This window comes from Pseudomonas sp. S5F11 (assembly GCF_019641515.1).
In the GTDB taxonomy this organism is placed as follows: Bacteria; Pseudomonadota; Gammaproteobacteria; order Pseudomonadales; family Pseudomonadaceae; genus Aquipseudomonas; species Aquipseudomonas rhodesiae.
Window position 1 is genome coordinate 1,603,694 of the sequence record NZ_JAIFJZ010000001.1, and the last position, 23,676, is coordinate 1,627,369.

General features: G+C 60.5%; 22 protein-coding genes. 13 read left to right on the forward strand and 9 right to left on the reverse strand.

What is annotated here, in order from left to right:
• Positions 1 to 10 precede the first annotated feature (10 nt).
• From sdhA to sdhC, 3 genes are read right to left on the reverse strand one after another with little or no spacing between them, the layout of a single operon-like run.
• A complete protein-coding gene (gene sdhA / locus K1567_RS06970; protein ID WP_034096663.1) occupies positions 11 to 1,783 on the reverse strand; it encodes a succinate dehydrogenase flavoprotein subunit in 1,773 nt (590 codons plus the stop codon).
• 3 nt (positions 1,784 to 1,786) lie between these two features.
• Entirely contained in the window at positions 1,787 to 2,155 is a 369-nt protein-coding gene (gene sdhD, locus K1567_RS06975) for a succinate dehydrogenase, hydrophobic membrane anchor protein (protein ID WP_003172805.1), read from the reverse strand.
• The gene (sdhC, locus tag K1567_RS06980) at positions 2,149 to 2,526 is read right to left on the reverse strand and encodes a succinate dehydrogenase, cytochrome b556 subunit (RefSeq protein WP_034096662.1); all 378 of its coding nucleotides are present in this window, start codon (positions 2,524 to 2,526) and stop codon (positions 2,149 to 2,151) included. The genes sdhD and sdhC overlap by 7 nt, the downstream gene beginning before the upstream one ends.
• A gap of 364 nt (positions 2,527 to 2,890) precedes the next feature.
• Here sdhC and gltA point away from each other — a divergent pair, with 364 nt between their 5' ends.
• Entirely contained in the window at positions 2,891 to 4,180 is a 1,290-nt protein-coding gene (gene gltA, locus K1567_RS06985; protein WP_014717728.1) for a citrate synthase, read from the forward strand.
• Positions 4,181 to 4,411: 231 nt separating this feature from the next.
• Here the strand turns inward: gltA and K1567_RS06990 are convergent, their stop codons facing one another.
• The 3 genes from K1567_RS06990 to K1567_RS07000 form a co-directional block, all read right to left on the reverse strand.
• Positions 4,412 to 6,070, reverse strand: a complete 1,659-nt coding sequence (locus tag K1567_RS06990) for a cation acetate symporter (RefSeq protein WP_034096661.1) — start codon at positions 6,068 to 6,070, stop codon at positions 4,412 to 4,414.
• Entirely contained in the window at positions 6,067 to 6,378 is a 312-nt protein-coding gene (locus K1567_RS06995) for a DUF485 domain-containing protein (protein WP_034096660.1), read from the reverse strand. Before K1567_RS06995 ends, K1567_RS06990 begins: the two co-directional genes overlap by 4 nt.
• 262 nt (positions 6,379 to 6,640) lie before the next feature.
• Positions 6,641 to 7,492, reverse strand: coding sequence for a glycine betaine ABC transporter substrate-binding protein (locus tag K1567_RS07000; protein WP_034096659.1), 852 nt, complete (start codon positions 7,490 to 7,492; stop codon positions 6,641 to 6,643).
• A gap of 331 nt (positions 7,493 to 7,823) precedes the next feature.
• Between K1567_RS07000 and K1567_RS07005 the strand changes: the two genes are divergently transcribed.
• A complete protein-coding gene (locus K1567_RS07005) occupies positions 7,824 to 9,377 on the forward strand; it encodes a glycosyl hydrolase family 17 protein (RefSeq protein WP_169868334.1) in 1,554 nt (517 codons plus the stop codon).
• Between the two features lie 105 nt (positions 9,378 to 9,482).
• Here K1567_RS07005 and K1567_RS07010 read toward each other — a convergent pair whose 3' ends face one another.
• Positions 9,483 to 9,851 carry a hypothetical protein gene (locus K1567_RS07010; RefSeq protein ID WP_034096657.1) on the reverse strand — a complete coding sequence of 123 codons (369 nt, stop codon included), beginning with the start codon at positions 9,849 to 9,851 and terminating at the stop codon, positions 9,483 to 9,485.
• 236 nt (positions 9,852 to 10,087) lie between these two features.
• On the opposite strand from K1567_RS07010, the gene K1567_RS07015 reads away from it, so the two are divergent.
• The 3 genes from K1567_RS07015 to K1567_RS07025 all read left to right on the forward strand — a co-directional run bounded on the left by K1567_RS07015 (position 10,088) and on the right by K1567_RS07025 (position 12,825).
• Entirely contained in the window at positions 10,088 to 11,386 is a 1,299-nt protein-coding gene (locus tag K1567_RS07015) for a serine/threonine protein kinase (RefSeq protein WP_034096656.1), read from the forward strand.
• A complete protein-coding gene (locus tag K1567_RS07020; RefSeq protein ID WP_034096655.1) occupies positions 11,379 to 12,167 on the forward strand; it encodes a VacJ family lipoprotein in 789 nt (262 codons plus the stop codon). The genes K1567_RS07015 and K1567_RS07020 overlap by 8 nt, the downstream gene beginning before the upstream one ends.
• Positions 12,168 to 12,354: 187 nt before the next feature.
• Positions 12,355 to 12,825, forward strand: a complete 471-nt coding sequence (locus K1567_RS07025) for a hypothetical protein (protein ID WP_052229543.1) — start codon at positions 12,355 to 12,357, stop codon at positions 12,823 to 12,825.
• 36 nt (positions 12,826 to 12,861) lie between these two features.
• Here the strand turns inward: K1567_RS07025 and K1567_RS07030 are convergent, their stop codons facing one another.
• The gene (locus tag K1567_RS07030) at positions 12,862 to 13,776 is read right to left on the reverse strand and encodes a DUF808 domain-containing protein (protein ID WP_034112708.1); all 915 of its coding nucleotides are present in this window, start codon (positions 13,774 to 13,776) and stop codon (positions 12,862 to 12,864) included.
• A 135-nt stretch (positions 13,777 to 13,911) separates the two neighbouring features.
• Between K1567_RS07030 and K1567_RS07035 the strand changes: the two genes are divergently transcribed.
• Complete coding sequence (locus K1567_RS07035; protein WP_040266283.1) at positions 13,912 to 14,517, forward strand: TetR/AcrR family transcriptional regulator; 606 nt, start codon at positions 13,912 to 13,914, stop codon at positions 14,515 to 14,517.
• A gap of 65 nt (positions 14,518 to 14,582) precedes the next feature.
• Here the strand turns inward: K1567_RS07035 and K1567_RS07040 are convergent, their stop codons facing one another.
• On the reverse strand, positions 14,583 to 15,023 hold the full coding sequence (locus K1567_RS07040; protein ID WP_034096652.1) for a heme-binding protein: 441 nt from the start codon (positions 15,021 to 15,023) through the stop codon (positions 14,583 to 14,585).
• A 256-nt stretch (positions 15,024 to 15,279) separates the two neighbouring features.
• On the opposite strand from K1567_RS07040, the gene gcl reads away from it, so the two are divergent.
• The 7 genes from gcl (at position 15,280) to K1567_RS07075 (ending at position 23,600) form a co-directional block, all read left to right on the forward strand.
• The gene (gene gcl, locus K1567_RS07045) at positions 15,280 to 17,055 is read left to right on the forward strand and encodes a glyoxylate carboligase (protein WP_034096651.1); all 1,776 of its coding nucleotides are present in this window, start codon (positions 15,280 to 15,282) and stop codon (positions 17,053 to 17,055) included.
• A gap of 10 nt (positions 17,056 to 17,065) precedes the next feature.
• Entirely contained in the window at positions 17,066 to 17,860 is a 795-nt protein-coding gene (gene hyi, locus K1567_RS07050) for a hydroxypyruvate isomerase (RefSeq protein ID WP_220698282.1), read from the forward strand.
• 81 nt (positions 17,861 to 17,941) lie between these two features.
• Positions 17,942 to 18,832: a 2-hydroxy-3-oxopropionate reductase gene (locus tag K1567_RS07055; protein WP_034096649.1), complete on the forward strand. Its 891-nt coding sequence runs from the start codon at positions 17,942 to 17,944 to the stop codon at positions 18,830 to 18,832.
• A 212-nt stretch (positions 18,833 to 19,044) separates the two neighbouring features.
• A complete protein-coding gene (locus K1567_RS07060) occupies positions 19,045 to 20,325 on the forward strand; it encodes a glycerate kinase (protein WP_220698283.1) in 1,281 nt (426 codons plus the stop codon).
• Positions 20,315 to 21,730, forward strand: coding sequence for a pyruvate kinase (gene pyk / locus K1567_RS07065; protein ID WP_034112697.1), 1,416 nt, complete (start codon positions 20,315 to 20,317; stop codon positions 21,728 to 21,730). Before K1567_RS07060 ends, pyk begins: the two co-directional genes overlap by 11 nt.
• 138 nt (positions 21,731 to 21,868) lie before the next feature.
• Positions 21,869 to 22,744: an urea transporter gene (locus K1567_RS07070; RefSeq protein WP_220698284.1), complete on the forward strand. Its 876-nt coding sequence runs from the start codon at positions 21,869 to 21,871 to the stop codon at positions 22,742 to 22,744.
• Between the two features lie 31 nt (positions 22,745 to 22,775).
• Complete coding sequence (locus K1567_RS07075) at positions 22,776 to 23,600, forward strand: ion transporter (RefSeq protein ID WP_034096645.1); 825 nt, start codon at positions 22,776 to 22,778, stop codon at positions 23,598 to 23,600.
• Positions 23,601 to 23,676: the final 76 nt, after the last annotated feature.

Genomic DNA, 23,676 nt, shown 5'->3' on the forward strand with positions numbered 1-23,676 from the left:
GCAGCCACCCTTAGTAAGTCCGAATCTTCGGTTCAAACGTCGGAACCGTTTTCGGCGAGAAGTTCACGGCACGCTTGGCAACGCGCTTTTCACCCGGGAAGTACAGGGTGTGGCACAGCCAGTTCTCGTCGTCGCGGTCTTCGTAGTCTTCACGAGCGTGAGCACCACGGGATTCTTTACGAACCTCGGCGGCAATCGCGGTCGCTTCGGCCACTTCCAGCAGGTTTTGCAGCTCAAGGGCTTCGATACGAGCGGTGTTGAACGCCTGGCTCTTATCGTTGATCTTGACGTTGGCGATGCGCTTGCGCAGGTCGGCCAGCTGGGCAATACCCTTCTGCATGTATTCGCCAGTACGGAATACACCGAAGTAGTTCTGCATGCAGCTTTGCAGCTCGCGACGCAGGGTTGCCACGTCTTCGCCATCGGTACGCTCGTTCAGAGCGGACAGGCGCGCCAGGGCGGCCTCGATGTTGGCGTCGGTGGCGTCGTCGTACTCGATGCCATCGCTCAGGGCTTTTTCCAAGTGCAGGCCAGCGGCGCGACCGAATACCACCAGGTCGAGCAACGAGTTACCGCCCAGGCGGTTGGCACCGTGAACCGATACGCACGCCACTTCACCCACTGCAAACAGACCAGGGATGATCGCGTCGACGCCATCGGCGTCCTGAGTGATCGCTTGACCATGAATATTGGTCGGCACGCCGCCCATCATATAGTGGCAAGTCGGAACAACCGGGACCGGAGCAACAACCGGGTCAACGTGCGCAAATGTCTTGGACAGTTCGCAGATACCTGGCAGACGGCTGTGCAGCACTTCTTCGCCCAGGTGATCGAGCTTGAGCATTACGTGGTCGCCATTCGGACCGCAACCGTTGCCAGCGATGATCTCTTTAACCATCGAACGGGCAACAACGTCACGACCGGCAAGGTCTTTAGCGTTCGGAGCATAGCGCTCCATGAAACGCTCGCCGTGCTTGTTGATCAAGTAACCACCTTCACCACGGCAACCTTCGGTCACCAAAACGCCGGCGCCGGCAATACCGGTCGGGTGGAACTGCCACATTTCAATATCTTGCACCGGCACGCCGGCACGCAGGGCCATGCCCACGCCGTCGCCGGTGTTGATCAGGGCGTTGGTGGTCGATGCGTAGATACGGCCTGCACCGCCGGTTGCCAGCACGGTAGCCTTGGCGCGAATGTAGGTGGTTTCACCGGTTTCGATGCAGATAGCGATTACACCGACGAACTCGCCTTGGGCGTTCTTGACCAGGTCGACAGCGTAGTACTCGTTCAGGAACGTGGTACCGGCTTTCAGGTTGCCCTGATAAAGCGTGTGCAGCAGCGCGTGACCGGTACGGTCGGAAGCGGCGCAAGTACGGGCAGCCTGCCCGCCTTTACCGTAATCCTTCGACTGGCCGCCGAACGGACGCTGGTAGATACGGCCTTGCTCGGTACGCGAGAACGGCAGACCCATGTGGTCCAGTTCGAACACCGCTGCCGGGCCTTCCTGACACATGTATTCGATAGCGTCCTGGTCACCGATGTAGTCGGAACCCTTGACGGTATCGTACATGTGCCAGCGCCAGTCATCGTTCGGGTCGGCCGAAGCGATGGCGCAGGTGATGCCACCCTGGGCGGACACGGTGTGGGAACGTGTCGGGAATACCTTGGTGATCACGGCAGTCTTGTGACCACCCTGGGCCAGCTGCAGCGCAGCGCGCATGCCGGCACCGCCGCCACCAATAATGATGGCGTCGAAGGAAATAGTTGGAATGTTAGCCATGACTCAGATACCCCAAAGAATCTGCACACCCCAGACGAAGTAAGCGAACATCGCGACGCCGCATACTGCCTGGAAGAGGAAACGTACTGCAGTCGCGGACTTGCCCAGCGCCATCGGCGTGAGGTAGTCGGTCGCGATGGTCCACATGCCGACCCAGGCGTGAGCGCCCAGGGCTACAAGGGCCAGCAGACTGAAGATTCGCATCGCATTGTGGGAAAACAGGCCATGCCATTGCTCATAGCCGATGCCCGGGTTTGCGACGAGGTATCCGATCAGGAAAATGAAATAAGCCGCGAGAACAACCGCAGACACACGCTGCGCCATCCAATCATAGAGGCCCGAACGCGATAGGTTCGTAACGCTGGTTACCATATCCAAACTCCTGCGAGAACGATCAGCACCACGGAAATGGCGATGATGATTTTCGAGCCCAGGCGGCCGCCTTCCAGCGTCTCACCGATGCCCATGTCCATGATCAAGTGGCGCACACCGGCTACCAGGTGATACAGCAGAGCGGACAGGAGGCCCCATGCTACGAACTTGGCCAGCGGGCTGGTCAAGCATGCCTTCACCTCGGCGTAACCTTCCTCGGAACCCAGGGATTTGCTCAATGCATAAAGCATGATGCCCAAGCCCAGGAACAGGATGATGCCGGAAACACGGTGCAGGAACGACGTAACGCCGGTGATGGGGAGTTTGATGGTCCTTAGGTCTAGGTTTACAGGTCGTTGGCTATTCTTCACGGCTTTTTTTCACACTGAAGAGCCCCTAACAATCAGGGCAAAGTTGTAGGGGAGTGCACTGGTCAGGTAAGCACCACCCAGGGAGTGCGACCCCCAATGAAAGCAAGCCCAAAAGCCCTTGGCGGTCGGTGGCCGAGTATAGACAGTTAGGTTACTAATGACAACGCGCGCTCCTCACCCTAATAGCGGATTGCGCTGACGGGATAAAAGGCGTAAATGGCAGGCAATTTCGACGAAAAAGTCCGGTTAAAGCCTTCTGGAGCAAGACTTTAGGCAAATTGACATCTGAATTTATCTCACTATAGTGGTGCGGGCCCTGCGTGGGGGGTCTGTCTGATGATTTGAAGCATAAATAGGAGGCCACATGGCTGACAAAAAAGCGCAGTTGATCATCGAGGGCGCAGCCCCCGTCGAGCTGCCCATTTTAACCGGCACCGTTGGTCCCGATGTTATCGACGTACGGGGCCTGACGGCCACGGGCCGTTTCACTTTCGACCCAGGCTTCATGTCGACCGCCTCTTGCGAGTCGAAGATCACCTATATCGACGGCGACAATGGCATCTTGCTGCACCGGGGCTACCCGATCGAGCAATTGGCAGAAAAGTCGGACTACCTGGAAACCTGCTACCTGCTGCTCAATGGCGAATTGCCAACAGCCGAGCAGAAAGCCCAGTTTGTCAGCACAGTCAAGAACCACACCATGGTTCACGAGCAGTTGAAGACCTTCTTCAACGGCTTCCGTCGCGACGCCCACCCGATGGCCGTCATGTGCGGCGTGGTCGGCGCCCTGTCGGCCTTCTATCACGACTCCCTCGACATCAATAACCCGCAGCATCGCGAAATCTCCGCGATCCGCCTGGTTGCCAAGATGCCGACCCTGGCCGCAATGGTTTACAAGTACTCCATGGGTCAACCCATGATGTACCCGCGCAACGACCTGACGTACGCGGAAAACTTCCTGCACATGATGTTCAACACCCCGTGCGAGATCAAACCGATCAGCCCGGTGCTCGCCAAGGCCATGGACCGGATCTTCATCCTCCACGCCGACCACGAGCAGAACGCCTCCACCTCCACCGTGCGCCTGGCGGGCTCCTCGGGTGCCAACCCGTTCGCCTGTATCGCCGCCGGCATCGCCGCACTGTGGGGCCCTGCCCACGGCGGTGCGAACGAAGCCGTGTTGACCATGCTCGATGAAATCGGCGATGTCTCGAACATCGACACCTTCATCGCCAAGGCCAAGGACAAGAACGATCCGTTCAAGCTGATGGGCTTCGGTCACCGGGTCTACAAGAACCGCGACCCACGCGCCACCGTTATGAAGCAGACCTGCGACGAAGTGTTGAAGGAACTGGGCATCAAGAACGATCCGCAACTCGAACTGGCCATGCGCCTGGAAGAGATCGCCCTGACCGACCCGTACTTCATCGAACGCTCCCTGTACCCGAACGTCGACTTCTACTCGGGGATCATCCTCAAGGCGATCGGCATTCCAACCAGCATGTTTACCGTGATCTTCGCCCTGGCGCGGACCGTGGGCTGGATCTCCCACTGGAAAGAAATGCTCTCCAGCCCGTACAAGATTGGCCGCCCGCGCCAGCTGTACACCGGCTACGAGTCGCGTGATATCACCAAGCTGGAAGATCGCAAGTAAGCATCGCTTAGTTGCACTGAAAACGGCCTCCCCCAGTGGAGGCCGTTTTTGTTTGTGGCGTCTGGTCTACCGCCATCGGGGGCAAGCCTCCTCCCACCTTTGAAAAGTGTTCACAGATCAAGTGTGGGAGGAGGCTTGCCCCCGATGAGGCCATGAGCAGCAACCCATAAACCCCAGGCAAAAAAATGCCCCAGCCTTTCGACCGGGGCACTTCCTGATCCAGTTACAAGCTTAGTGGTTAACCGCCCCACTCGCCCCCAAGCCAGTCTGCGAACGCACAAACTGCGGGAAGTACAGCGCACGCTCTTTCTCTGCCGCCGCCGACTTGTCGGTGATGGAGAAGAACCAGATGCCGATGAACGCAATGATCATCGAGAACAACGCAGGGTACTCGTACGGGAAGATGGCTTTTTCATGGTGCAGGATCGAGACCCAGATGGTCGGGCCCAGTACCATCAGGCCCACGGCGCTCACCAGACCCAGCCAGCCGCCGATCATGGCGCCACGGGTGGTGAGGTTTTTCCAGTACATGGAAAGCAGCAGCACCGGGAAGTTGCAGCTGGCGGCAATGGAGAACGCCAGGCCGACCATGAACGCGATGTTCTGGCTTTCGAACAGGATACCCAGGCCGATCGCCAATACACCCAGGGCCACGGTGGTGATCTTCGACACGCGAATCTCATCCTTCTCGTTGGCCTTGCCTTTCTTGATCACGCTGGCATACAGGTCGTGAGACACCGCCGATGCACCCGCCAGGGTCAAACCGGCCACCACGGCCAGGATGGTGGCAAACGCCACCGCTGAGATAAAGCCCAGGAAGATGCTGCCACCCACCGCATTGGCCAGGTGTACCGCCGCCATGTTGTTACCGCCCAGCAAGGCGCCTGCCGCATCCTTGAACGCCGGGTTGGTGCTGACCAGCAGGATCGCGCCGAAGCCGATAATAAAGGTCAGGATATAGAAGTAGCCGATAAAGCCCGTGGCATACAGCACGCTCTTACGCGCTTCCTTGGCATCGCTCACTGTGAAGAAGCGCATCAGGATATGCGGCAGGCCGGCGGTGCCGAACATCAGCGCCAAGCCCAGGGAGAATGCAGAGATAGGGTCTTTCACCAGGCCGCCTGGGCTCATGATCGCCTCACCTTTAGGGTGAACCTTGATCGCCTCGGAAAACAGCGTGTTGAAATCGAAGTTGACGTGCTTCATCACCATCAGCGCCATGAACGACGCACCCGACAGCAACAGCACCGCCTTGATGATCTGCACCCATGTGGTCGCCAGCATGCCGCCGAACAGCACGTACAGGCACATCAGGATGCCCACCAGAATCACCGCCACATGGTAATCCAGGCCGAACAGCAACTGGATCAGCTTGCCCGCCCCCACCATCTGCGCGATCAGGTAGAACGCCACCACCACCAGCGAACCGCAAGCCGACAGGCTGCGAATCTGGGTCTGGCCCAGGCGGTAGGACGCCACGTCAGCAAAGGTGTATTTACCCAGGTTACGCAGGCGCTCGGCGATCAGGAACAGAATGATCGGCCAGCCCACCAGAAAGCCGATCGAGTAGATCAGCCCGTCGTAGCCGGACGTAAACACCAGCGCGGAAATCCCCAGGAACGAGGCCGCCGACATATAGTCGCCAGCAATTGCCAGACCGTTCTGGAAACCGGTGATCTTGCCGCCCGCCGCGTAGTAGTCGGCCGCCGATTTATTGCGCTTGGAGGCCCAGTAAGTGATGCAAAGGGTTGCACCGACGAAGACGACAAACATCACGATGGCCGAGACGTTCAGCGGTTGCTTGTGCACTTCACCGGTCAATGCGTCGGCCGCCCACAGGGCGGGAGCAAAAAGCGAAGCGCCGAATACTGCCAGTAGACGACGGATCATTGCGCAGCCTCCTTGAGAATCGCATTGTTCAAATCGTCAAATTCGCCATTGGCCCGACGCACATAAATGCCGGTCAAGACGAACGCGGAGACGATCAACCCGACGCCCAGGGGGATGCCCCAGGTAATCGACGAACCAGGGCTGAGCTTGGCCCCCAGCACTTGTGGCCCGTAGGCGATCAATAGGATGAAACCGGAGTAGAGCCCTAGCATGATGGCCGAGAGAATCCAGGCAAACCGCTCCCTTTTTCTCACCAGCTCCTTGAAGCGCGGGCTGTTTTGAATCGATAGGTAAATGCTGTCGTTCATTGTTTTTATCCTCGCAGCACAGCTTTTTTATTATTGGAACGTAGCCACTGTATGCGGCTGTGGCACAGGTTCCAGACGACCTTAGTAGTAGATCGAGTGTAGCGAGGGATTGACGACGCGAATGAAGATTTGCAGGAAACAGAAATTAATGTGGGAGGGGGCTTGCTCCCGATGGCGATGAGTCAGTCAGATCATTGAAAACTGACACTCCGCTATCGGGGGCAAGCCCCCTCCCACAGGGGTTGTAACAGGATCTCGGGGGTTATTTACCGGTCCACTCGGCTACGCGCTCAGGGTGTTTGGCAACCCAATCCTTGGCTGCGGCGTCAGGCTTGGCGCCCTCTTGGATAGCGAGCATGACTTCGCCGATTTCGTCCTTGGAGGCCCACTGGAATTTTTTCAGGAAGGCCGCAACTTCCGGCGCCTTGGCTTCCAGGCCTTTGCTGCCGATGCTGTTGACGGTCTCAGCAGCGCCATAAACGCCTTTTGGATCTTCGAGGAAGCGCAGTTTCCACTTGGCGAACATCCAGTGCGGCACCCAACCGGTGACGGCGATGGATTCCTGTTTGTCTTCGGCACGGGTCAGCTCGGCAATCATCGCCGCACCCGAGCTGGCTTGCAGCTTGTAATCGAGGCCGTACTGCTTGATGGCTTCGTCGGTCTTGAGCATTACGCCCGAACCGGCGTCGATACCGACGATTTTGTTCTTGAAGGTGGTGTCAGTCTTGAGGTCTTCGATGGACTTGGCCTTGACGTACTCCGGCACGATCAAGCCAATCTTGGCATCCTTGAAGTTAGGACCGTAGTCGACAACCTTGTCTTTGTTCTTGGCCCAGTATTCACCGTGAGTCACGGGCAACCACGCCGAGAGCATGGCATCGAGCTTGCCGGTTGCTACGCCCTGCCACATGATCCCGGTGGCAACCGCCTGCAGTTTCACGTCATACCCGAGCTTTTCCTTGATCACCTCGGCCGCCACATGGGTGGTGGCTACGCTGTCGGACCAACCGTCCACGTAACCGATGCTCAGGGTTTTGCTGTCGGCGCTGGCCAGTGTAGAGCTCATCGCAACTACCAAAGTGGCAGCTGCGCCCAAGAGTCGTCGCATCTTCATCGTACTTCCCCGAAAGTGCTGCGCTCGGCGGATGCCGAGCGACGTCAACCTGTTGTTGTGTAGTGCACCGCGCCCCTTTCACGCGCATCGATCCAGCGGCTGCGACATCAGTGGAGTGCTGACCCTTGGATCATCGGCCTGCGCCGGCCTTCGACCTGCTCTGTCAGCGACCTCTTACAAGCAGGAAACGACATCACATAGCCAGCAGGGCGCTTAGCTGAACGAGCGTTCAAAAACCCGCCCGAACTTTGCATGTCAAAATCGTGCAACCACCCTTGAGCCACACAATTGCGGGTAAGATGCGCGCCTTTGCTTTCCAGATAAGCCGACCATGACCGCGACTGCCCGCTTCCCTGCCCTGCCCTATGTATTCGCCCTGATCCTTGGCCTGCTGGCCCTTGTCGGCTACTGGTACGGCCTCGGCCGACCGGTGGTGCTGCCGGACGTCGCCAGCGCCAGCCACAAGCTGCAATGTGCGTCCTACACGCCTTTCGACAAAGACCAATCCCCCTTCGACCAGCCGTTCACGCTGCGCCCGGCGCGCATGGACGCCGACCTGGCCTTGCTGGCTACCCGCTTCGAATGCATCCGCACCTACTCCATGACCGGCCTGGAAGGCTTGCCGGCCCTTGCGCGCAAGCACGGTTTGAAGCTGATGATCGGCGCGTGGGTCAGCGCCGACCCGGTAGCCACCGAAAAGGAAGTCGATCTGTTGATCGCCGCGGCCAACGCCAACCCGGATGTGGTCAGCGCTGTGATCGTCGGCAACGAGGCGCTGCTGCGCAAGGAAGTCACCGCCGGGCAACTGGTGAAGCTGATCCAGAAAGTCAAAAGCCAGATCCAGCAACCGGTCACCTACGCCGACGTCTGGGAATTCTGGCTGCAACACCCGGAAATCGCCCCAGCGGTGGATTTTCTGACCATTCACCTGCTGCCCTACTGGGAAGACGATCCGTCCGGCATCGACCAGGCGCTCAAACATGTGGGCGATGTACGACAGACCTTCGGCAACAAGTTCGCGCCCAAAGACGTGCTGATCGGCGAAACCGGCTGGCCCAGCGAAGGCCGCCAGCGCGAGACGGCGGTGCCGAGCCGGGTCAACGAAGCCAAGTTCATGCGCGGCTTCGTCGCAATGGCCGAGGCCAACGGCTGGCACTACAACCTGATTGAAGCCTTTGACCAGCCGTGGAAGCGCGCCAGCGAAGGCGCCGTGGGTGGTTATTGGGGCCTGTTTGATGCCGATCGTCAGGACAAAGGCATCCTCGCCGGCCCAGTGAGCAATGTGCCGTACTGGCCGTTGTGGCTGGGCGTCGGCGGCGTGATCCTGCTGGGCACGTTGGTGCTCGGCGGTCGCGTTCGCAGCCCCCGTGCCGCGCTGGCCCTGCCTTTACTGGGCGCTATCGCGGCATGCTCGATCGGCACCTGGGCCGAGCTGACCCGCCTGACTGCGCGCTTCAACGATGAGTGGGTGTGGGCTGGGCTGCTGCTGGCACTGAACCTGCTGGTGTTGGCCCATGCCGCGCTGGCCCTGAGCGCTCGCGAAGGGTGGCGCGGGCGCATGTTCAATTGGTTGGAACAACGCGCGGGCTGGCTGGTGGCATTCGCCGGCTTCGCGGGCGCGGTCATGATGCTGGCGCTGGTGTTCGATCCGCGCTATCGCAGTTTCCCCAGCGCCGCACTGGTATTGCCGGCGCTGGTGTACCTGGCACGCCCGGTAACCGGCCCACGTCGGGAGATTGCGCTGCTGACCTTCATCATCGGCGCCGGCATTGCGCCGCAGCTATTCCGTGAAGGCTTGCTGAACCAACAGGCGTGGGGTTGGGCAGTGGTCAGCGGGTTGATGGTGGTCGCGTTGTGGCGGTGCTTGCGGGTGCGCAGGGCTTAATACTGCCATCGGGGGCAAGCCCCCTCCCACACTTGATTGGGTTTACACATTTCCAATTGTGAATACCGGCGAATGTGGGAGAGGGCTTGCCCCCGATTGACCCGATCAAACGCCCCGAGGCTGTCTGACCAACCGCAACCCCGCAATCACCACCGCAAACACCGCAAAGGTTGTGTTGTACAACGCCAGCGCCGGCAGCCCGAACACCAGCCCCGCTACCGCGAGGCCCCACCCAGTGCGACCCGCTACAAAAAATGCGAGCACCGAGGTCACCAGCGCTGCCCAGCCCAGCACTTTGAAATGGATCATCAAACCCAGGTTCGAGCGCAGCTGGCATTCCCAGCGACTGGCCTCGTCGACGCAAATACCGACCCACCGGCCGTCCTCCATAAAGCCATAACGCGCGGCATAGCTGGCAGCCAGCCAAAGTGGCAAGGCAATAAGCAGCAGAATCAATGGCAAACGACGGGACATGGAGCACTCCGAAAGGCAAAAACGGCGCTCAGCTTAATGCGCCAACGGCCGTTAGCAAGGTGCATACACACAATTAGTGTTCAGCAGGGGCTGGCAAAGTGTATCGTCTGGCTACTATTACCCCGAATCCGACGGTTTTTTACGACTTTTCGCACCGAGTGCTGGCACTTCGGTGGTACGGCGGTGGTCATAGCCTGCGAACTTCATTCAGCACGTTTCCTCTTAGGGATTAAGTCATGCTCCGTTCCTTGCGCTGTGCTGCCTTACTGGGCAGCCTTTTTTTGAGTGCGTCAGCACTGGCCGTCGATATCGACCAAGCCAGCTATGGCTACCCTTTGACCAACCCGTTCGAAGCGACCATCGCCACGACCCCGCCAGATCTTCGGCCTAAGCTGCCGACCGACGACGAAATCAACCAGTCCGACTACACCCTGAATATGCGCCCGGAGCGCGAGTTCAGCCTGCCGGACAATTTCTGGGCGGTGAAGAAACTCACCTACCGTATCGCCAAGCAAGACCGCGCCGCGCCGTTGATCTTCCTGATCGCCGGCACCGGCGCGCGCTATGACAGCAGCCTCAACGAGTACCTGAAAAAGCTGTACTACCAGGCCGGCTACCATGTGGTGCAACTGTCGTCGCCCACCAGCTTCGACTTCATCGCCTCGGCATCGCGCTTCGCCACCCCCGGCATCAGCCAGGAAGACGCCGAGGACATGTACCGCGTAATGCAAGCCGTACGCGCCCAGAACGCCTCGTTGCCGGTCACCGACTTCTACCTCACCGGCTACAGCCTCGGCGCTCTGGATGCGGCGTTCGTGAGCAAACTGGACGAGACCCGTCGCAGCTTCAATTTCAAGAAAGTGCTGCTGCTCAACCCGCCGGTGAACCTCTACACCTCGATCACCAACCTCGACAAATTGGTCCAGACCGAGGTCAAGGGCATCAACAACACCACCACCTTCTATGAACTGGTGTTGAACAAGTTGACCCGCTACTTCCAGCAAAAGGGCTACATCGACCTCAATGACGCCCTGCTCTACGACTTCCAGCAGTCCAAGCAGCACCTGACCAACGAACAGATGGCCATGCTGATCGGCACCTCGTTCCGCTTCTCGGCGGCCGATATCGCCTTCACTTCGGACCTGATCAACCGTCGCGGCCTGATCATCCCGCCGAAATACCCGATCACCGAAGGCACCAGCCTGACGCCGTTCCTCAAGCGCGCGCTGCAATGCGACTTCGATTGCTACCTCACCGAACAAGTAATTCCAATGTGGCGCGCCCGCTCCGACGGCGGCAGCCTGTTGCAACTGGTCGACCAGGTCAGCCTGTACGCGCTCAAGGACTACCTGCACGCCAGCCCGAAAATCGCCGTCATGCACAACGCCGACGACGTGATCCTGGGCCCGGGCGACCTGGGCTTCCTGCGTAAAACCTTCGGCGATCGCTTGACCGTCTACCCCCTGGGCGGCCACTGCGGCAACCTCAATTACCGCGTCAACGCCGACGCCATGCTGGAGTTCTTCCGTGGCTAAATATCTTCTGCTGCTCGCTGCCCTGATGTGCGCGGGCGTGGCCAATGCCGACAACAGCAAGGCTCACGAGCCGACGCAGCTGGGTGATGACGGCTTCAAGCAACCGCTGACCAAGCTTAAATTCAACCCCGGCCTGGACCAGCGCGAGTTCGAGCGCTCCTCGCTCACCGCCCTCAATGTGTATGACCCGCTGGAGTCCTGGAACCGTCGCGTGTACCACTTCAACTACCGTTTCGACCAATGGGTGTTCCTGCCCGTGGTCAACGGTTACACCTACGTGACCCCCAGTTTCCTGCGCACCGGCGTGAGTAATTTCTTCAACAACTTGGGCGACGTACCCAACCTGTTGAACAGCCTGCTGCAACTCAAGGGCCACCGTTCCCTGGAAACCACCGGGCGTCTGCTGCTCAACACCACCGTCGGCATCGCTGGCCTGTGGGACCCGGCTACCGCCATGGGCCTGCCGCGCCAGAGCGAAGACTTCGGCCAGACCCTGGGTTTCTATGGCGTGCCTGGCGGCGCATACGTGGTACTGCCGATCTTCGGCCCGTCGAACCTGCGCGACACCGCTGGCTTGCTGGTGGATTACACCGCAGAGTCGCAGATCAACTTCCTCAACGTCTCCGAAGTCAGCTCCAACCACCCGGAAATCTGGGCCCTGCGCGCGGTGGACAAGCGCTACCAGACCAGCTTCCGCTACGGTCAGATGAATTCGCCGTTTGAGTATGAAAAGGTGCGCTACATCTACACCGAATCGCGCAAGTTGCAGATTGCCGAGTAAGTGACGCGCACAAAAAGGCCATTCGATTGAATGGCCTTTTTTGTGTCCGACCGTGGCTGAAATGACATGGTTTGGAACCTTTCTTACCGATTCGCCACGCAAAGTCCGGTATCACGACCAGACAGGCCTGACAACTATCCGGCCGAGGCTCTATTACCAACCTTGAACTTTGCAGTGGACATTCCCTATGACGTTATCCGTTAACGCCCTCAACACCTTCGCGCCAACCCCCTCCTTCGCACCGGCAACCGCCCCTGAGCCAGCAGCCCACATTGACGTGGGCACCCCACGAGGGGCTTATGGCCGGCCAGCCGGCGATAACCGCAGCGCGCAAGAGATTTTCAAAGACAACCCGATTCTGAAAGATGTGCTCAAACGAGACGGATCTTTCTCAAGCGATTTTCTCAACCAGCTCAAGCAACAGACTGGCGATTGGAGCTCCGCCAACACCAACCCCGAATCACGCGCGAATGCCGCCTATAACCTGGCCGAAGTGGTTAACTACGTCGACGGCCGCGAAGGACTCAAACGGCAGGACGCTTCGCAACAGCACGATCAACACCTGCAGGGGTTTGGCCAATTCGGCAGTGTTTCGGCAGGTTCCGAAGCGCAGCTATTCAAGGCATTCAGCGTAAAGGGTTACGCAGCGTTGAAATAACCTGACTCTGCAGCAAGCGTGTGGTGGGCGCTGAACTCATGCCTTCACGACTCGCCACAGCTTGCTTGCGGTCGACACCAGCGCCAGCACAATCGCCCCGGCAATAATTCCCGCCACCGCATTAAGCAGCGTCGGCATCAACCACGCCACGGCGCCCGTGCTCTGGCTGACCGTCTCGATCCAGTGATGCACCACCGGCACGCCATGGGTCAGGATGCCGCCGCCCACCATGAACATCGCCGCCGTGCCGATCACCGACAGGCTCTTCATCATGTACGGCGCCGCGCGCAGGATGGCGCCACCGACGCTGCGGGCCATCTGGCCGGGTTTCTGGCTCAGCCAAAGGCCCAGGTCGTCCAGCTTGACGATGCCCGCCACCAGCCCATAGACGCCGATGGTCATGACAATCGCAATGCCCGACAGCACGACCACCTGCTGCATCAATGGCGCAGCGGCCACGGTGCCCAGGGTGATCGCGATGATCTCGGCCGAAAGAATGAAGTCGGTACGCACCGCGCCTTTGATCTTGTCCTTTTCAAAGGCCACCAGGTCGGTGGCCGGGTCTGCAACGGCCTTCGTCAGTTGTTCGTGCTCGGCCTGGTCTTCGGCCTTGCTGTGCAGAAATTTATGGGCCAGTTTCTCGAAGCCCTCGAAACACAGAAAAGCACCGCCCAGCATCAACAAAGGGGTGACCGCCCAGGGGACGAAGGCGCTGATCAACAGCGCGGTGGGCACCAGGATCAATTTGTTGATAAACGAGCCCTTGGCCACCGCCCACACCACCGGTATTTCCCGCTCGGCGCGCACACCGGACACCTGCTGGGCATTGAGCGCCAGATCGTCGCCGAGCACGCCGGCGGTTTTCTTCGCGGCCATCTTTGTCATCAGAGCGACATCGTCGAGTACCGTGGCGATATCGTCGATCAACACCAGCAAACTGCTTCCTGCCATGAAACGCACTTCCGTAAGAGAAAAGATGACGCGAGCATAGCGCGGCGCAAGGCGTTGCGGACACATTGTTGAGGCTCGCGGATACCCGGTGCTACCATGCCCGACCGCCTGCACTGGCAAGGAAAACCCTGGTTTATGAGCACCATTCGCGAGCGCAACAAAGAAAAAATCCTGCGGGCGGCCAGCGAGGAGTTTGCCGACAAGGGCTTCGCCGCGACCAAAACCAGCGACATCGCCGCCAAGGCCGGGCTGCCCAAGCCCAACGTCTACTACTACTTCAAATCCAAGGACAACCTCTACCGCGAGGTGCTCGAAAGCATTATCGAGCCGATCCTGGCTGCGTCCACGCCGTTCAACCCCGAGGGTGAGCCGGCGGTGGTGCTGAGCAATTACATCCGCTCGAAAATACGCATCTCCCGCGACCTGCCCTTCGCCTCCAAGGTGTTCGCCAGTGAAATCATGCACGGCGCCCCGCACCTGAGCGCCGAACAGGTCGAGCAGCTCAACGCCCAGGCCAAGCACAATATCGACTGCATCCAGAGCTGGGTGGATCGCGGATTGATCGCGGCAATCGACCCCAACCACCTGATGTTCAGCATCTGGGCCGCGACGCAGACCTATGCCGATTTCGACTGGCAGATTTCCGCGGTGACCGGAAAAGCCAAGCTGGATGAGGCCGATTATGAAGCGGCGGCGCAGACCATTATCCGGTTGGTGCTCAAGGGCTGTGAGCCGGACTGATACACCGCAGAGCCGGTGCCCATCGGGGGCTTGCCCCCGATGAGGCCCTAAAAGTCACCCACTGTTCAAGCCGACACCCCCGCATCCGCCATTAACCCCACCCCCTCGATCGCCGTGATCGCACACTGCTCGTCAATATCCGACGTATCCCCACTAATCCCGATCGCTCCCAGCACCCCACCGTCCTGACCGCGAATCAACACGCCACCCGGCGCCGGCACCACGCTGCCCTGCCCCAGGCTGTTCAGCGCAGCGATAAACGCCGGACGTTGTTGCGCGTCCAGCGCCAGCAGGCGCGAACCCTTGCCCAGCGCAATCGCGCCCCAAGCCTTGCCGATGGCGATCTGCGGGCGCAGCAGGCTGGCGCCGTCTTCGCGTTGCAGGGTGATCAAATGGCCGCCGCTGTCGAGCACTGCGATGGTCAGGGGCGCGGCGCCAATCATACGGCCCGCTGTAAGGGCCTGGCTGGCGAGTTGAGTGGCGGTTTTCAAGGTTAAAGCGCTCATGGTGCCGTCCTTCTTTTGTTATTGGGAAAGCGATGGAGGTCTGATTGATCAGAAGCTCGATCGCACAAATAGAACACAATGACCTACTTTTTTGTATACAATATTTTCCAACATACCCACCACACGTCGAAAAAAGGCGTTCCACCGAGCATGATCGGTCACGAATAAAATGCGTTGACCTGCACAGCTCGCCGTGAATACACTTTGGACAGACACCACTTGTATACAATTACAAAACGCAAGAGGCACCAAAATCATGAGCAAAATGAGAGCAATCGAAGCCGCCGTCCTGGTGATGCGCCGTGAAGGTGTGGACACTGCCTTCGGTATCCCCGGCGCCGCGATCAACCCGCTGTATTCGGCTTTGCAGAAAGTGGGCGGCATCGATCACGTCCTTGCTCGCCACGTTGAAGGCGCCTCGCACATGGCCGAGGGTTACACCCGCACCAAGGCCGGCAATATCGGTGTGTGCATCGGCACGTCGGGCCCGGCGGGCACCGACATGGTCACCGGCCTCTACAGCGCCTCGGCCGACTCGATCCCGATCCTGTGCATCACCGGCCAAGCGCCCCGTGCCCGCATGCACAAGGAAGATTTTCAGGCCGTGGACATCACCAGCATCGTCAAGCCGGTGACCAAATGGGCGACCACCGTGCTCGAACCCGGCCAGGTGCCCTACGCGTTCCAGAAAGCTTTTTATGAAATGCGCTCCGGCCGCCCCGGCCCAGTATTGATCGACCTGCCGTTCGACGTGCAAATGGCTGAGATCGAGTTCGACATTGACGCTTATCAGCCACTGCCGCTGGCCAAGCCGCTGGCCACTCGCGTACAGGTGGAGAAAGCCCTGGCCCTGCTCGACCAGGCGGAACGCCCGCTGTTAGTCAGCGGCGGCGGCGTGATCAACGCCGACGCCAGCGAGCTGCTGGTGGAGTTCGCCGAACTGACCGGCATTCCGGTGATCCCGACCCTGATGGGTTGGGGCACGATCCCCGACGATCACCCGCTGATGGTGGGCATGGTCGGTCTGCAAACCTCGCACCGTTACGGCAACGCGACCATGCTCAAGTCCGACGTGGTGCTCGGCATCGGTAACCGCTGGGCTAACCGCCACACCGGTTCGGTCGAGGTATACACCGAAGGCCGTAAATTCATCCACGTGGACATCGAGCCGACGCAGATTGGCCGCGTTTTCACACCGGACTTGGGCATCGTGTCCGACGCCGGCTCTGCCCTGACGATGTTCATTGAAGTGGCCCGCGAATGGAAAGCCGCCGGCAAGCTCAAGGACCGCAGCGCCTGGCTGCATGATTGCCAGCAACGCAAGGCCACCCTGCAGCGCAAGACTCACTTCGATGCGGTGCCGGTCAAGCCGCAACGGGTGTACGAAGAGATGAACCAGGTGTTCGGCAAAGACACCTGCTACGTCAGCACCATCGGCCTATCGCAGATTGCCGGCGCGCAGTTCCTGCACGTTTACAAGCCGCGCCATTGGATCAATTGCGGCCAGGCCGGCCCGCTGGGCTGGACGATTCCGGCGGCGCTGGGGGTGGTCAAGGCCGACCCGAGCCGCAAAGTAGTGGCGCTGTCCGGCGACTACGACTTCCAGTTCATGATCGAAGAACTGGCGGTGGGCGCGCAGTTCAAACTGCCGTACATCCATGTGGTGGTGAACAATTCCTACCTGGGTCTGATTCGCCAGGCCCAGCGTGGTTTTGAAATGGACTACTGCGTGCAGCTGTCTTTCGACAACCTCAACGCCCCGGAACTCAATGGCTATGGCGTGGACCACGTGGCCGTCGCCGAAGGCCTGGGTTGCAAGGCCCTGCGCGTGTTCGAACCCAGCCAGATCGCGCCGGCCTTGCGCCAGGCCGAGGCCATGATCGAAGAATTCAAGGTGCCGGTGATCGTTGAGATTATTCTGGAGCGGGTGACCAATATTTCCATGGGCACCGAGATCAACGCCGTCAACGAATTCGAAGACCTGGCCCTGGTCGGCAACGATGCGCCGACTGCCATTTCCCTGCTCGATTAAGGAGAACCCTATGCCGCGCTTTGCCGCCAACCTGTCCATGCTGTTCACCGAACAGGACTTTCTCGCTCGCTTCAAAGCGGCCGCCGATGCCGGCTTCCAGGGGGTGGAGTACCTGTTCCCTTACGAGTTCAGCTCTGCCGAGATCAAGGCGCAACTCGACGCCCATGGCCTTACTCAAGTGTTGTTCAACCTGCCGGCCGGTGACTGGGCCAACGGCGCGCGCGGCCTGGCGTGCCATCCGGACCGGGTCGAGGAATTCCGCGCCGGGGTCACGTTGGCCATCGCCTATGCCCAGGTGCTGGGCAATACGCAAATCAACTGCCTGGCCGGTATTCGCCCCGCCGGTGTCGACGACCAACAGCTGGAAGACACCTTCGTCGCCAACCTCAAGTACGCCGCCGACAAACTGAAAGCGGCGGGCATCAAACTGGTGATGGAAGCGATCAACACCCGCGACATCCCGGGCTTCTACCTGAACAACACCGCTCAGGCCCTAGCGATCCGCGAGCGGGTGGGCAGTGACAATCTGTTCCTGCAATACGACATCTACCACATGCAAATCATGGAAGGTGACCTGGCCCGCACCATGGCCGCGCACCTGGGTGAGATCAATCACATCCAACTGGCGGACAACCCTGGGCGCAACGAGCCGGGGACCGGGGAGATCAACTATCGCTTCCTGTTCGAGCACCTGGACCGGATCGGATACACGGGTTGGGTCGGTTGTGAATACAAGCCGTTGACCACCACCGAAGCGGGTCTTGGCTGGCTCAAAACCCTGTGGGCGGAGGCTTGCACCCGATAGCAGCAGCTCAGTCAACACTGTTTTGCCTGGCACACCGTCATCGGGGGCAAGCCCCCTCCCACATAACAAGAGGATTTCATCATGGCTAAAATCGGCTTTATCGGCACCGGCATCATGGGCCAACCCATGGCCGCCAACCTGCAAAAAGCAGGTCATCAACTGTTCCTCTCCGAGCACCACGGCAAGGCCCCGCAAGCACTGATCGACGCAGGCGCCGTGGCGCTGGCCAGCCCGCAGCAAGTGGCTCAGGAGGCCGAGTTCATCATTGTCATGGTGCCGGACACTCCGCAGGTCGAGGACGTGCTGTTCCGTACCGACGGCGTGGCCGCCGGGCTGTCGCCGAACAAGGTGGTGATCGACATGAGTTCGATCTCGCCCACCGCCACCAAGAGCTTCGCCGCCAAGATCAACGAGCACGGCGCGCAGTACCTCGATGCGCCAGTGTCCGGCGGTGAAGTCGGCGCCAAGGCCGGTACTTTGAGCATCATGATCGGTGGCGAGCCACAGACCTTTGAGCGCGCCCTGCCGCTGTTCCAAGCCATGGGCAAAAACATCACGTTGGTGGGCGGTAATGGCGATGGCCAGACCGCCAAGGTCGCCAATCAGATCATTGTGGCGCTGAACATCCAGGCGGTGGCCGAAGCGTTGCTGTTCGCCGCCAAAAACGGGGCCGACCCAGCCAAGGTGCGCGAAGCGCTGATGGGCGGTTTTGCCTCGTCGAAAATCCTTGAAGTACACGGCGAACGCATGATCAAGGGCACCTTCGATCCGGGCTTCCGCATCAACCTGCACCAGAAGGACTTGAACCTGGCCCTGGCCGGTGCCAAAGAACTGGGGATCAACCTGCCGAACACTGCCGGTACTCAGCAGGTGTTCAGCACCTGTAATGCGCTGGGGGGCGGGAATTGGGACCATTCGGCGCTGATCAAGGGCTTGGAGCATATGGCGAATTTCTCCATTCGCGATCAGTAATGCCTTGATCAAATGTGAGAGGGGGCTTGCTCCCGATAGCATGTCTTCTGTAGCTGATAGACCGCTATCGGGGGCAAGCCCCCTCCCACAGGTGGCTCCATTTCAAAGTAGGGCCTATTCCAAAGTAGGGCCTATTCCAAAGTAGGGCCTACTCCTAGGCCAAGGCTGAAATAGCTGCACGTCTAATAACAAAAATATCCGGGAGCCCGCTTATGTCGGTCGATCCGCAGCACCTGCTTCGCGAGCTGTTTGCCACAGCCATCGACGCCGCCCACCCCTGGCAAGTCCTTGAACCCTATCTGCCCGCCGACCGTAGCGGCCGCGTGATCGTGATCGGTGCCGGCAAGGCGGCCGCCGCCATGGCGCTCGTGGTCGAAAACTGCTGGCAAGGCGAAGTCACCGGCCTGGTGGTCACCCGCTATGGCCACGGGGCTCCTTGCAAGAAAATCGAAGTGGTCGAAGCCGCGCACCCGGTGCCCGATGCCGCCGGCCTGGCGGTAGCCCAGCGCGTGCTGGCGTTGATCAGCAACCTCAGCGAAAACGATCGCGTGATCTTCCTGCTCTCCGGCGGCGGCTCAGCCTTGCTGGCTCTGCCCGCCGAAGGCATCAGCCTGGCCGACAAACAGGCCATCAACAAAGCCCTGCTCAAGTCCGGCGCGACCATCGGCGAGATGAACTGCGTGCGCAAGCACCTCTCGGCGATCAAGGGCGGGCGTCTGGCCAAGGCCGCGTGGCCGGCCACGGTGTACACCTACGCGATTTCCGATGTGCCGGGCGACCAGGCCACGGTGATCGCCTCCGGCCCCACCGTCGGCGACCCGAGCACGTCGCAACAGGCGCTGGCGATCCTCAAGCGCTACCGCATCGACGCGCCCGCCTCGGTGCGCAGCTGGTTGCAGAACCCGGCGTCGGAAACCGTCAAGCCCGGCGACCCGGTGCTTGCCCGCAGCCATTTCCAATTGATCGCCCGCCCGCAGCAATCCCTTGAAGCGGTGGCGGTGAAAGTGCGCCAGGCCGGTTTCAGCCCGCTGATCCTCGGCGATCTGGAAGGCGAAGCGCGGGACGTGGCCAAGGTGCATGCCGGTATCGCCCGGCAGATCGTGCAGCATGGCCAGCCGCTGGCGGCGCCGTGCGTGATCCTGTCCGGCGGCGAAACTACCGTGACCGTTCGCGGCGAGGGCCGTGGCGGGCGCAACGCAGAGTTCCTGCTGAGCCTCACCGATAGCCTCAAGGGCCTGCCCGGCGTGTACGCACTGGCCGGTGACACCGACGGCATCGACGGCTCCGAAGACAACGCCGGCGCGATCATGACCCCGTGCAGTTACGCGCGCGCCGAAGCCCTCGGCCTGTCGGCCAGCGACGAGTTGGATAACAACAACGGTTACGGCTATTTCGCCGCCCTCGACGGGTTGATCGTCACCGAGCCCACGCGCACCAACGTCAACGACTTCCGCGCCATCCTGATCCTTGAGACTGCCCACCATGACGCCTGACAAAAAGGTCAAAATCCTCGCCACCCTGGGCCCGGCCATCGACGGTATCGATGACATCCGCGAGCTGGTGGAGGCCGGAGTAAATATCTTCCGCCTCAACTTCAGCCACGGCGAGCACGCCGATCACGCCCAGCGCTACCAGTGGATCCGTCAGGTGGAGCGCCAGCTCAATTATCCGTTGGGCATCCTCATGGACCTGCAAGGGCCGAAGCTGCGGGTCGGGCGTTTTGCCGACGGCTGCGTGCAACTGCTGCGCGGCCAGGCGCTGCGCCTGGACTTGGATGAAACCCCGGGGAATGAGCGCCGGGTCAACCTGCCCCACCCGGAAATCATCGCGGCCCTGGAACCGGGCATGGACCTGCTGCTCGACGACGGCAAACTGCGCCTGCGGGTAGTCAGCAAACACAAGGATGCCATCGACACCACGGTGCTGAACGGCGGCGAATTGTCCGATCGCAAAGGTGTGAACGTCCCACAAGCGCTGTTGGAACTGAGCCCCCTCACCGCCAAGGATCGCCGCGACCTGAGCTTCGGCCTGGAGCTGGGTGTGGACTGGGTGGCGCTGTCGTTCGTGCAGCGCCCGGAAGATATCCGTGAGGCCCGCGAGCTGATCGGTGATCGGGCGTTCTTGATGGCCAAGATCGAGAAGCCCTCGGCCGTGCAGCACCTGCGGGAAATCGCCCATCTGAGCGATGCGATCATGGTGGCCCGGGGTGACTTGGGGGTGGAGGTGCCGGCCGAGAGCGTGCCGCAGATCCAGAAAACCATCATTCGCACCTGCCGCGAGTTGGGCAAACCGGTGGTGGTGGCCACGCAGATGCTCGAATCCATGCGTTTCTCCCCGGCGCCGACCCGCGCCGAAGTCACCGATGTGGCCAACGCCGTGGCCGAAGGCGCGGATGCGGTGATGCTGTCGGCGGAAACCGCGTCGGGCGACTACCCGTTGGAAGCCGTGCAGATGATGAGCAAGATCATCCGCCAAGTGGAAAACGGCCCGGACTACCAGACGCAACTGGAGGTCAACCGGCCCAAAGCGGAAGCCACGGTATCGGACGCCATCAGCTGCGCGATCCGCCGCATCAGCAACATCCTGCCGGTGGCGGTGCTGGTGAACTACAGCGAGTCCGGCAGCTCCACCCTGCGCGCGGCGCGGGAACGACCGGTGGCGCCGATCCTCAACCTGACGCCGAACCTGTCCACCGCGCGGCGCTTGAGCGTGGCGTGGGGCGTGCATTCGGTGGTCAACGATCGGCTGCGTCAGGTCGATGAGGTGTGTTCGACGGCGCTGGAGATTGCCCAGGCCCAGGGTATGGCAGAGCGTGGGGATACGTTGGTGATTACTGCCGGGGTGCCGTTCGGGCAGCCGGGGTCGACCAACTCGCTGCGCATAGAGGTGTTGATCTAGCGTCTGTAGCGGCCCCATCGGGGGCAAGCCCCCTCCCACATTGGACTGCATTCACAGCTATGACTTTGTGAGCCCAATCAAGTGTGGGAGGGGGCTTGCCCCCGATGGGTTTCACCCCAGTCCAACTGAATACCCACCATGCACAACCCAACCTGCCCCGACTGGGCCGAAGCGTTGCTCAACGGCTTCAGCCAGATTTTCCTGCAACGCCATCCTCTGTGCGGCCTGCTGTGCCTGCTGGCGATCCTGATCAGTGCCCCGGCGTTGTTCGGCGGTGCGTTACTCGGTGGCGTCGCCGGTTTGCTCACGGCCCAGCGCCGCGGCTATCCCAAAGCCGAGCGCCAGGCCGGTTTGTATAGCTACAACGGCGTGCTGCTGGGGTTGCTGATCAGCCAGCACTTGCCGTGGTCGGCGATGCTGCCGCCATTGATCCTCGCGGGCGGCGGCGTCAGCGCTATGCTCACGCGGCAATGGTTGAAACACGCCAGCCAGACCGATGACTTGCCGGCCTACACCGCGCCTTTTGTCGGTCTAGGTTGGCTGCTGCTGGGCCGCGCGACGCCCGGCGAGGCGGCCACGCTCAGCGCCGACGCCTTCGGCCTGTTCAGCGCGCCTTTCACCGGCCTGGCCCAGGTCATGTTGCTGGATCAGCCAGTGGCCGGCGGCCTGATTGCGTTGGGCCTGTGGCTGGCCAATCGGCGCGCCGTGTTGTGGGCGTTCATCGGTGCCGGCAGCGGCGCATTGTTCGCCCTGGGGTTGGGTGAAACCACACACGCCCTGCTCGGCCTGCACAGCTACAACCCAGCGCTGGCGGCCCTGGCGTTAAGTCAGATCAGTCGTCGGGCCTGGCTGCCCCTGGCCGGTATCCTGCTGGCGATCCTGCTGACGCCGGGCTTCGCCGCCCTGCACCTGCCGGTACTGACCGCGCCGTTTATCCTCGCGTGCTGGCTGGTGCTCGCCAGCCGCAGGATGCTTCGGAAACCGCGCATGGACAGCCCCTTCGAATCCCCCTAGGCTTGCTCGAAAATCGACTCGGGCAGGATTTATGGACAGCAACAACGATTGGCGTCAGCGTCTCTACGTCATGGTTTTCCAAAGCGACACCGTGGCGGGGCGGCGGTTTGACGGGATCTTGCTGCTGATCATTCTGGCCAGCCTGGTGATCGTGATGCTCGACAGCATCGACCAAGTGCACCAGAACTACGCCGACGTGCTGGCCTATATCGAATGGGGCTTCACCCTGATCTTCGCCATCGAGTACGGCTTGCGCCTGTACTGCTCGCCCAAGCCGTTGCGCTATGCGTTCAGCTTTTATGGGTTGGTGGATTTGCTGGCCATCGTGCCTGGCATCCTTGCTTTGTATTACAGCGATGCGCAGTACCTGCTGATCATCCGCATCATCCGTATGTTGCGGATATTCCGTGTGCTCAAGCTCAGTCCCTACCTCAAGCAAGCCAATTACCTGATGTCGGCGCTGCGCGGCAGCAAGCAGAAGATCGTGGTGTTCCTGGTCAGCGTGTGCACCCTGGTGACCGTGTTCGGCACCTTGATGTATGTGATCGAAGGCCCGGAACACGGGTTTACCAGCATTCCCAAGGGCATCTACTGGGCCATCGTGACCCTGACCACTGTCGGCTTTGGCGATATCGTGCCCAAAACCCCACTGGGTCAGGTGATTTCGTCGCTGGTGATGATCACCGGTTACTCAATCATCGCCGTGCCCACCGGGATTTTCACCGCCGAACTGGCCAGTGCCATGCGCGGCGAACAGCTGCAGACCGACTGCCCGGTATGCCAGAAAAACACCCACGAACCCAATGCGGCATTCTGTTCGCGCTGTGGCAGCAATCTGTTTAAGAAAGTGGAATAAGCAAAGTTCTTTTTAATCTTTAAGCGACTATGCGGCCCCGGCTATAGTCGCTGGCATTGTGCCTGTCCCCTCTTCT

What these genes read in the sequence shown, in the direction of transcription:
- sdhA (WP_034096663.1), bottom strand. Translation starts at nt 1,783, where the DNA reads ATGGCTAACATTCCAACTATTTCCTTCGACGCCATCATTATTGGTGGC.
- sdhD (WP_003172805.1), bottom strand. Translation starts at nt 2,155, where the DNA reads ATGGTAACCAGCGTTACGAACCTATCGCGTTCGGGCCTCTATGATTGG.
- gltA (WP_014717728.1), top strand. Translation starts at nt 2,891, where the DNA reads ATGGCTGACAAAAAAGCGCAGTTGATCATCGAGGGCGCAGCCCCCGTC.
- K1567_RS06990 (WP_034096661.1), bottom strand. Translation starts at nt 6,070, where the DNA reads ATGATCCGTCGTCTACTGGCAGTATTCGGCGCTTCGCTTTTTGCTCCC.
- K1567_RS06995 (WP_034096660.1), bottom strand. Translation starts at nt 6,378, where the DNA reads ATGAACGACAGCATTTACCTATCGATTCAAAACAGCCCGCGCTTCAAG.
- K1567_RS07000 (WP_034096659.1), bottom strand. Translation starts at nt 7,492, where the DNA reads ATGAAGATGCGACGACTCTTGGGCGCAGCTGCCACTTTGGTAGTTGCG.
- K1567_RS07005 (WP_169868334.1), top strand. Translation starts at nt 7,824, where the DNA reads ATGACCGCGACTGCCCGCTTCCCTGCCCTGCCCTATGTATTCGCCCTG.
- K1567_RS07010 (WP_034096657.1), bottom strand. Translation starts at nt 9,851, where the DNA reads ATGTCCCGTCGTTTGCCATTGATTCTGCTGCTTATTGCCTTGCCACTT.
- K1567_RS07015 (WP_034096656.1), top strand. Translation starts at nt 10,088, where the DNA reads ATGCTCCGTTCCTTGCGCTGTGCTGCCTTACTGGGCAGCCTTTTTTTG.
- K1567_RS07025 (WP_052229543.1), top strand. Translation starts at nt 12,355, where the DNA reads ATGACGTTATCCGTTAACGCCCTCAACACCTTCGCGCCAACCCCCTCC.
- K1567_RS07030 (WP_034112708.1), bottom strand. Translation starts at nt 13,776, where the DNA reads ATGGCAGGAAGCAGTTTGCTGGTGTTGATCGACGATATCGCCACGGTA.
- K1567_RS07035 (WP_040266283.1), top strand. Translation starts at nt 13,912, where the DNA reads ATGAGCACCATTCGCGAGCGCAACAAAGAAAAAATCCTGCGGGCGGCC.
- K1567_RS07040 (WP_034096652.1), bottom strand. Translation starts at nt 15,023, where the DNA reads ATGAGCGCTTTAACCTTGAAAACCGCCACTCAACTCGCCAGCCAGGCC.
- gcl (WP_034096651.1), top strand. Translation starts at nt 15,280, where the DNA reads ATGAGCAAAATGAGAGCAATCGAAGCCGCCGTCCTGGTGATGCGCCGT.
- hyi (WP_220698282.1), top strand. Translation starts at nt 17,066, where the DNA reads ATGCCGCGCTTTGCCGCCAACCTGTCCATGCTGTTCACCGAACAGGAC.
- K1567_RS07055 (WP_034096649.1), top strand. Translation starts at nt 17,942, where the DNA reads ATGGCTAAAATCGGCTTTATCGGCACCGGCATCATGGGCCAACCCATG.
- K1567_RS07060 (WP_220698283.1), top strand. Translation starts at nt 19,045, where the DNA reads ATGTCGGTCGATCCGCAGCACCTGCTTCGCGAGCTGTTTGCCACAGCC.
- pyk (WP_034112697.1), top strand. Translation starts at nt 20,315, where the DNA reads ATGACGCCTGACAAAAAGGTCAAAATCCTCGCCACCCTGGGCCCGGCC.
- K1567_RS07070 (WP_220698284.1), top strand. Translation starts at nt 21,869, where the DNA reads ATGCACAACCCAACCTGCCCCGACTGGGCCGAAGCGTTGCTCAACGGC.
- K1567_RS07075 (WP_034096645.1), top strand. Translation starts at nt 22,776, where the DNA reads ATGGACAGCAACAACGATTGGCGTCAGCGTCTCTACGTCATGGTTTTC.